Annotated in this window: 7 protein-coding genes and 1 riboswitch; all 7 genes read right to left on the bottom strand. The window is 42.7% G+C overall.

All coding sequences use genetic code 11. From position 1 onward, the window contains the following. Positions 1-79 precede the first annotated feature (79 nt). The 7 genes from HT693_RS09745 to ltrA all read right to left on the bottom strand — a co-directional run bounded on the left by HT693_RS09745 (position 80) and on the right by ltrA (position 7437). Positions 80-2512, bottom strand: a complete 2433-nt coding sequence (locus HT693_RS09745; RefSeq protein ID WP_138704780.1) for an ATP-dependent Clp protease ATP-binding subunit — start codon at positions 2510-2512, stop codon at positions 80-82. A 1-nt stretch (position 2513) separates the two neighbouring features. Next, positions 2514-2972, bottom strand: a complete 459-nt coding sequence (locus HT693_RS09750; protein ID WP_138704779.1) for a CtsR family transcriptional regulator — start codon at positions 2970-2972, stop codon at positions 2514-2516. 122 nt (positions 2973-3094) lie between these two features. Next, positions 3095-3820: an ABC transporter ATP-binding protein gene (locus HT693_RS09755; RefSeq protein ID WP_000136235.1), complete on the bottom strand. Its 726-nt coding sequence runs from the start codon at positions 3818-3820 to the stop codon at positions 3095-3097. Beyond that, complete coding sequence (locus tag HT693_RS09760) at positions 3820-4827, bottom strand: ABC transporter substrate-binding protein (RefSeq protein ID WP_031233681.1); 1008 nt, start codon at positions 4825-4827, stop codon at positions 3820-3822. Before HT693_RS09760 ends, HT693_RS09755 begins: the two co-directional genes overlap by 1 nt. 37 nt (positions 4828-4864) lie before the next feature. Beyond that, a complete protein-coding gene (locus HT693_RS09765) occupies positions 4865-5623 on the bottom strand; it encodes an ABC transporter permease (RefSeq protein WP_162199268.1) in 759 nt (252 codons plus the stop codon). Next, on the bottom strand, positions 5586-5876 hold the full coding sequence (locus tag HT693_RS09770) for a thiamine-binding protein (RefSeq protein WP_000647658.1): 291 nt from the start codon (positions 5874-5876) through the stop codon (positions 5586-5588). The genes HT693_RS09765 and HT693_RS09770 overlap by 38 nt, the downstream gene beginning before the upstream one ends. A 69-nt stretch (positions 5877-5945) precedes the next feature. Beyond that, positions 5946-6048, bottom strand: a riboswitch (TPP riboswitch). Positions 6049-6159: 111 nt separating this feature from the next. Further along, positions 6160-7437 carry a group II intron reverse transcriptase/maturase gene (gene ltrA, locus HT693_RS09775; RefSeq protein WP_172925141.1) on the bottom strand — a complete coding sequence of 426 codons (1278 nt, stop codon included), beginning with the start codon at positions 7435-7437 and terminating at the stop codon, positions 6160-6162. Positions 7438-7753: the final 316 nt, after the last annotated feature.

A 7753-nucleotide genomic window follows, 5' to 3' on the forward strand; every position in this document is an offset into this window, starting at 1 on the left:
CAGAGAATTTATTCTTCATGGCTAACTTGAACTTGAAATTTGGCAAAAGAGAATCAAGATTACTCCTGATTCTCCATTTTTATGCAATATCAAATTTCAATTGGCCTGCTTTGACACCAATCTTAAGTGTGCTGCCTGCCACCAAATCTCCCTTAAGAAGAAGTTCTGCCAACTTGTCTTCCACTTCTGTTTGCAGGGTTCTGCGAAGTGGACGAGCTCCCATCTCTGGGTCATATCCTTGATTTGCCAACAATTTCAGTGCGGAAGCTTGTAATTTCAAGTCAATGCCTTTTTCAGCCAAACTTGCCACTAAAGGTTTGACCATAATCTTCACCACTTCCTGCATATGGTCACTAGATAGGCTATGGAAGACTACCTTTTCATCAATACGGTTGATAAACTCAGGTCTATAAGCTTTTTTCAGTTCTTCAAACATGCGTTTTTCCATATTTTCCTGGTCAAAACGAATGTCCTTTGCCCCAAAACCAACTGTCTTGTCATCACGAAGGGCAGTTGCACCAAGGTTTGATGTCATGATGATAATGGTATTTGAAAAGTCAACCTTGCGGCCCTTGCTATCGGTCAAGACACCATCATCCAAGACCTGCAAGAGAACATTAAAGATGTCTGGGTGGGCCTTCTCTACTTCGTCAAAGAGGAGAACGGAATAGGGTTTGTTGCGAACTTTCTCGGTCAACTCCCCACCTTCTTCATAACCCACATAACCCGGAGGAGCTCCGTTGAGACGGCTGGCTGCGAATTTCTCCATATACTCACTCATATCAAAGCGGATAAGGGCTGATTCGTCGTCAAAAAGAACTTCTGCTAGAGCCTTGGCCAATTCTGTCTTACCGACACCTGTAGGCCCTAGGAACATAAAGGAACCAATCGGACGCTTGTGACTACGAATACCAGACTGATTGCGGCGAATCGCACGGCTAATGCTTGAAACTGCTTGATCTTGACCGATGACACGTTTGTGCAATTCAGCTTCCAGATTCAGGTATTTCTTGGCATCCGTTTGAGTCAGTTTTTGGACTGGAATACCTGACAAGCGACTCAAGGTGGTCAAAATATCAGACTCTGTCACCAAGTCTTTATAGACAGGCACTTCCTCTTCTTTAGCAATTAGTTGAGTAGCTTGTTTCCACTTGCCATCCATCAAGGCCTTGTCAGCTGGACTCAAACCTGAATCGTCTGCTTTTACATGCTTAGTTTTATTTTGCACTGTTGCTGCCGCCTCATCCAAGAGGTCGATAGCAGAGTCTGGCAAGTGACGGCTAGTCAAGTAACGATGAGCCATCTTGACGGCTGTTTCAACCGCCTCATCTGTGATTTGCACACGGTGATGTTTCTCATAAGTCGCCTTCAAACCTTGTAAAATAGTCATACTATCTGCCACACTTGGTTCTTCAATCGTCACTTTAGCGAAACGACGAGAAAGAGCCGCATCTTTTTCGATATGTTTTTGATATTCTTCCTGAGTGGTGGCACCAACCGTTCTCAAAGTTCCACTCGCCAAGGCTGGTTTCAAGATATTGGCCGCATCCAGAGTCGAATCAATCCCGCTACCAGAACCCATGATGGTGTGGAGTTCATCGATAAAGAGGATGACTTGGCCATCTTCTTCAATATCCTTGATGATATTATTCATGCGTTCTTCAAAGTCACCACGGAAGCGTGTCCCTGCAACAACATTCATCAAATCAAGTTCTAACACGCGCATCTTAGCCATTTCCGCAGGCACGTCACCACTAGCAATACGCTGAGCAAGACCAAGCGCCAGAGCTGTTTTCCCGACACCAGCATCCCCAACCAAGACAGGGTTGTTCTTAGTCTTACGGCTCAAGATTTGAATCATACGCGAGATTTCCTTATCCCGACCGATGACTGGTTCTAACTTGCCAGAACGCGCTTGCTCTGTCAAATCATGCGTATAGTCCTCGAGACCACCACTAGGAGTCTGGGGCATACCCATCATATTAGCCATAGAATTTTGCTTGTCAGCTACTGTACGATGGCGTTGGCGTAGAGCCTTGAGATCTTCTCGAGTCCAGCCTGCACGTTCTTCTAGATTGCGACGAAGGGCAGCAATCTTGACCTGATCTTTCTTGTCTTCATAAGAAAAACCAGCCCTCTCCAAAATACGAGTCGCCAAGGCATTGCCATCATGCAAAATCGCATAGAGGACATGCTCTGTCCCTAATACCTTAGCATGGACCACTGACGCTACATACTCTGCTTCGTCAAAAAGAACCTGCAAACGATGGGAAAACGGCAACTCCGTAAAAGTTTCATCCTGACTGTAGTCCGTTTCAGTCAGTTCCAAAGCCACCTCTTCTAAACGGTCCATCTCATATGGATAATCATTTAAAGTTGCCCCTGCCACACTATAACTGTGATTGGACATGGCAATCAACAAGTGCCAAGACTCTAGGTAACCAGCTCCAAAATGACCAGCAACCATGTAGGCACTTTCGATACATTCATTCAATGCTTTTGAATAGTTCATCTTACTTCCCTTTTCTATCTACCTCTTGTATGACCTGGCGTAGCATGTTTGCACGAAGGACTGGAGCTTCTTCTCCTAGAACGCGATCCAAAGCTACTGATACTAGCAAATTCATCTCTTGCTTGGTCATCAATTCCTGCTCAACCAAAAGCTGTAGAATATCCTCATAAATTTCTTGACTGACCTGCTCACCAATTGAGTAAAGCAGCTCCCTGAGCATTTCATGATGACTAGAAAACTCAATCCGTCCTATACGAATATAGCCTCCGCCACCACGCTTACTTTCAACCAAGTAGCCTCTACTTTCGGTAAAGCGTGTCTTGATCACATAGTTAATCTGACTAGGGACAACCTGAAAGGTATCAGCCAACTGACTCCGTTGCAACTCCACAATACCAGATTGATCTAAAATCGCCTTGATGTAGGCCTCAATATGATCCGATGTATTTTTAAATCTCATTACAAACCCACCTCTCTCTTTAAACCTTGACTATCTTTGACTATTATACCGAAATTTTCTCATTTTTAAAAGAAAAAGGGCGCTGGTAAAGGATAATCTTCACCAACTCCCTATTTTTCTACTTATTCTAAGCCTAATTCTGCCAAGATTTGACGTTTGTAGGCAATCTTTTGGACTTCCTTGTCCTCATCTTCAGACCAGTCTAGTTTAATTTCTGAAACAATCTGCCCAGGGCGATTTTTCAAGATATAGATGCGGTCGCTGAGATTAAGAGCCTCCTCTATACTATGAGTAATAATCAATGTTGTCAGGTGCAACTGCTTGTGAATCTCAAGGTACCAAGCGTGTAGTTCCATCTTGGTCATCTCATCCAAGGCGCTAAAAGCCTCGTCTAAGAGAAAGAGCTTGTGCCCGAAAAGGTAAGTTCGAAGCAAGGCTACACGCTGGCGCATCCCGCCACTGAGTTCATGAGGGTATTTATCTCTTACAGCTGTCAACTGGAAGGTCGCAAGAATTTCATCCGCCCGGGCAATGGCTTCCGCCTTATCCACTTTTTGAATCAAGAGGGGCAGAATGATATTTCCAAGCACCGTCTTGTGCTCCAAGAGCAAGTCCTTTTGCAACATATAACTCACGCGCCCCTTGGGATTTTCTTCACCATCCAGGACAATTCTCCCAGACTGGACTTCTAAAATCCCAGCGATTAGATTAAAGAGAGTGGTCTTTCCAACACCGCTTGGACCTAGGATAGAAACCACTTCACCTGAAGTCACCTGCAGATTGATGTCCTCTAAAATCCTCTCCCGACCATAGGCATAACTGACGTGTTCTAGTCTTATTTCTGTCATTATTTCACAAATTCGTTGGTGAAGCCTTTATCTGTCAAATCTTCTTTAAGGATACCATTTTCTTTATCCCATTTGTAGAAAGCATTCCAGCGAGCTGCATCAAATTGACCCCATTTTTCCTTGTCGCTTGCGTATTCTTTTGACAAGTATTTTTGAGATTCGATGACAAAGTCACGTTTTTCCTGAAGTTCAGGTGCATTCTTGATGAGGATATCAGCCGCTTCTTCTGGATGCTCCATAGCATATTGGTAACCTTTTTTGATGGCTTGGATGACTTTACGAGCTTCTTCTTTGTTATCTTTCAGATAGTCGTTGTTTGCGATGATAACTGGTGAATAGTAGTCAAACTCCTTGACATAGTCTTTCAAATACATGAAGTTAGCATCTACACCTTGAGATTTAGCAAGTATACCATCCCAACCGTAGTAAATCCAAGCAGTGTCAAAGACACCATTGGCAATAGGTGTGATAGAGTTTGAGTCGTTATTTGGTACTTTTTCTACCTTCTCAAAGTCCCCACCTTGTGATTCTACCAATGTTTTCAACATAGCAAGTTCAGTTGGGTCATTCCAAGTCCCGTATTTCTTACCAACCAAGTCTTTTGGACTGCTTACATTGTCAGATTTACGTGAGATGATTCCTGATGTATTGTGTTCAACAATAGCTGCAACGGCAGTGATTCCTGCTCCTTTTTCCAATTTTTTAGCCATGTAGTCTTGGAAATACACTGCAAATGGTGCCTTACCATTGATAACCAAGTCAGATGAGCTTTCTTCTGGTGGCAATTTCAAATCAACATCCACTCCAGCTTCTTTGAAATAACCTTTTTCCTTGGCAACATATAGCCCTGTGTGGTTAGTATTTGGTGTCCAGTCTAGGATAAAGTCGATCTTCTTGAGTTCTGCCTCTTTGTTATCCTTAGAAGCAGTTCCTTGACCACAAGCTACAAGCACGACAGCTACAAGAGCTGTTAAAACAGTTAAAAACACTTTCCATGTTTTCTTCATTTTGATTTCCTCTTTTCTTTTTTGAAACATTCTTATTCTACGAACGTTTCCATTTAATAACATATTTTTCACTGACATCAACCAGCTTCATACCGAGAAGACTGATAATCGATACCAGAATAATAATAGCAAACATGGTATCATACTGAAACAGTTTCTTGGACTGAATCATGTAGACACCTAGTCCTTCAAAGCCTCCCAACCACTCAGATACCACTGTTGTGATAAAGGCGTAGGAGACACTGACCCTCAGACCTGCATAAAAGTAAGGCAGGCTGACTGGAATTTTAAAATGCCACAGGATTTGCCAAGGCTTGGCCCGCATCAGACTAAACAAGGTCAGCATATCCTTGTCACAATGCCTAAAGCCGTCCAAAATACTGACGATGATAGGAAAAGTTGTTGTCAAGATAATCAAGACAATCTTGGGCAGAATCCCATAACCTAGCCACAAGACCAGAATAGGGGCTATGGCAATGGTCGGGATAGTCTGAACAACCACCATCATAGGGTAAATCAGGTCATTGAGCCAAGTCAAACTATCCATGAGCACAGCCATGAGACAGGCAATCAAGACTCCCAAAATCAGCCCCAGTAAAGCCACTCTCAAAGTCGCCCAGCTATGGTGCCAGAGAAATTCTCTATCACGCACAAAAGACTGGAGGATTTCAAGAGGTGTCGGCAGGATAAACTTGGGGAGAAGTTTAAGAAAACCTGCTAACTGCCAGATTGACAAGACTCCCAGAAAACCCAATAGACTAATGTGTCGTCTCAGCATACTTTTCAAGCTTCTCATCAATACTTAAAATCTCTCCTACATTTATTTTGACATTGGCAAAGACATTATCTGCCTCCTGCCCTGCCACTTCCAGCGCTTCTTTTAGAATGCGCATAAGCTCATCAAACTCCCCTTCCAAGACCGTTTCAAATGGTGTCACCACCATGGTCACTTCTTGAGCTTGCAGATAAGCAATGACCTGATCAATAACAGCTATCCGATCAATCCCCTGTGCTAGGGGTAAAACTTGCAAGGCGATGCTTGCTTTCATAAAAACCTCCTCTTCTCGTTTTCCTTTGACAAAAAGAAAAACCTTTACCATATATGGAAAAGGTGCAAAATCAGACTAAGTATCGTTCCCTCCGCTGGCATTACCCAGATCAGGTGCGGTCGAAGTTTAACACTTCCTCTCAGACTGTACACAGACTCCCATATATTATATGTATATATGATAGCGCAAAATAAGAAAAATGTCAAGGAAATTGCTTAATCGAGTAGGGGATAATCTTTAGCCCCTCTCACACCACCGTACGTGCCGTTCGGCATACGGCGGTTCAACTAACTTTTAACACATGTCGTTCAAGGTAATAATCCAAACACGAAACCAGTCCTCGTTTTTCAAGGACTGGTTTTGATATAGCACGTTTAAGTACCGACTTCTGAGCTACTAATTGATAATGGTCACCCCAGCCAGATACCTTATCTGCTATCCATTTAGGAACTCCTAACTTAAGCAATCCCCATAGTCGTCTCGATTTCTTCTTCCATTGCTTCCAGATAATCACTCGTAGGCGAGTACGCAAGCGCTCATCTATGCTGGTGACAATACTTTTCATATTTCCCAATGAGAAATAGTTTATCCATCCTCGAATAGACAAATTCAGTTGCTCAATACGTCTTGTTAAGTCTATACTCCATTTCCTCTGTGTTAGTTTCTTCAATTTAAGCTTAAATCTCCGAACACTATCTTGATGGGGACGACTTTTCCAACCATCTGATGATTTCCAGAACCCAAAACCTAAGTATTTCAGCTCTCTTGGTCTGGTAATCTTAGTCTTGGTCATATTTACTTTCAAACCTAGCCGTTTCTCAATAAAACGACTGACTGAATACATCACACGCTTAGCGGCTGCCTCGCTTCCGACCGTCATCACACAATCATCTGCGTAGCGCACAAATCGAAGTCCCCTCTTTTCTAATTCCTTGTCCAATTCATTAAGCATGATATTGGATAAGAGAGGAGATACATTTCCTCCCTGTGGTGTGCCAACTAGCGTTTTATGACGTTGACCATTAATGATAACACCTGAATGAAGATACTTACGAATCAAGGATTCCCTATCTCCGTCTTCGATAATGTTATGTACTAAGGACATCAATCTATCTTGAGGAACCCTATCGAAAAATTTCTCTAGGTCTATATCCACTATCCACTCATAGCCGTCATTTAAGTACTCTAAGAACTTCCTGATGGCTTTTTCACATGACCTATTTGGTCTGAAGCCATAACTCGTATCTGAGAAATGAGATTCACAAATGGGGCTCATGACTTGGACAATGGCTTGTTGGATTATCCTATCCATCACTGTCGGAATTCCTAGTTGACGGATGCCTCCGTTTGGTTTAGGAATCTCAACTCTAAGAACTGGTTGAGGCTTATATTTTCTCTGTTTTATCAGTTCCTTAGTCAAGCGCCAGTTTTGTCTGAGATAATTATCCATCTCTTCTATAGTCATTCCATCAATCCCAGCTGAGCCTTTATTGGATTTTACTTGATTGTAGGCTTCCAGCATATTTTCGCGTGATACTATCTTATCTAGCAATTTTGACATGTGCCTATTCCTTTCTTGTTTTGGTGTCTGAGGGATATCTTATATTGGTGAACCTTCATCTAGTCAATACGTGACAGAGTCCAGTTCTATCAGACCTCTCGTTTTACAGACACAAGTAAAGTAGGATTACTTCGATCTGTCGTTTTCTCTTTCTAGCGACAGACCTCAAACAGTCTCTCCCCAGACTGTTTGAGTATTCACCCCTTCGCTCCACTTCCATTACAGAAGTTTCCTCACTACTATGGGTTCGGCTGACTTCTCATGATTCCTTGTTACTACGCTTTCATACTCAATTGTTTTCAAAAAGCAACCTTGT

It is taken from the genome of Streptococcus sp. 2154 (assembly GCF_013277255.1).
In the GTDB taxonomy this organism is placed as follows: Bacteria; Bacillota; Bacilli; order Lactobacillales; family Streptococcaceae; genus Streptococcus; species Streptococcus pseudopneumoniae.

Coding starts and splice junctions, on each gene's coding strand:
- HT693_RS09750 (WP_138704779.1), bottom strand. CDS start 2,972: ATGAGATTTAAAAATACATCGGATCATATTGAGGCCTACATCAAGGCG.
- HT693_RS09755 (WP_000136235.1), bottom strand. CDS start 3,820: ATGACAGAAATAAGACTAGAACACGTCAGTTATGCCTATGGTCGGGAG.
- HT693_RS09760 (WP_031233681.1), bottom strand. CDS start 4,827: ATGAAGAAAACATGGAAAGTGTTTTTAACTGTTTTAACAGCTCTTGTA.
- HT693_RS09765 (WP_162199268.1), bottom strand. CDS start 5,623: ATGAGAAGCTTGAAAAGTATGCTGAGACGACACATTAGTCTATTGGGT.
- ltrA (WP_172925141.1), bottom strand. CDS start 7,437: ATGTCAAAATTGCTAGATAAGATAGTATCACGCGAAAATATGCTGGAA.
- HT693_RS09770 (WP_000647658.1), bottom strand. CDS start 5,876: ATGAAAGCAAGCATCGCCTTGCAAGTTTTACCCCTAGCACAGGGGATT.
- HT693_RS09745 (WP_138704780.1), bottom strand. CDS start 2,512: ATGAACTATTCAAAAGCATTGAATGAATGTATCGAAAGTGCCTACATG.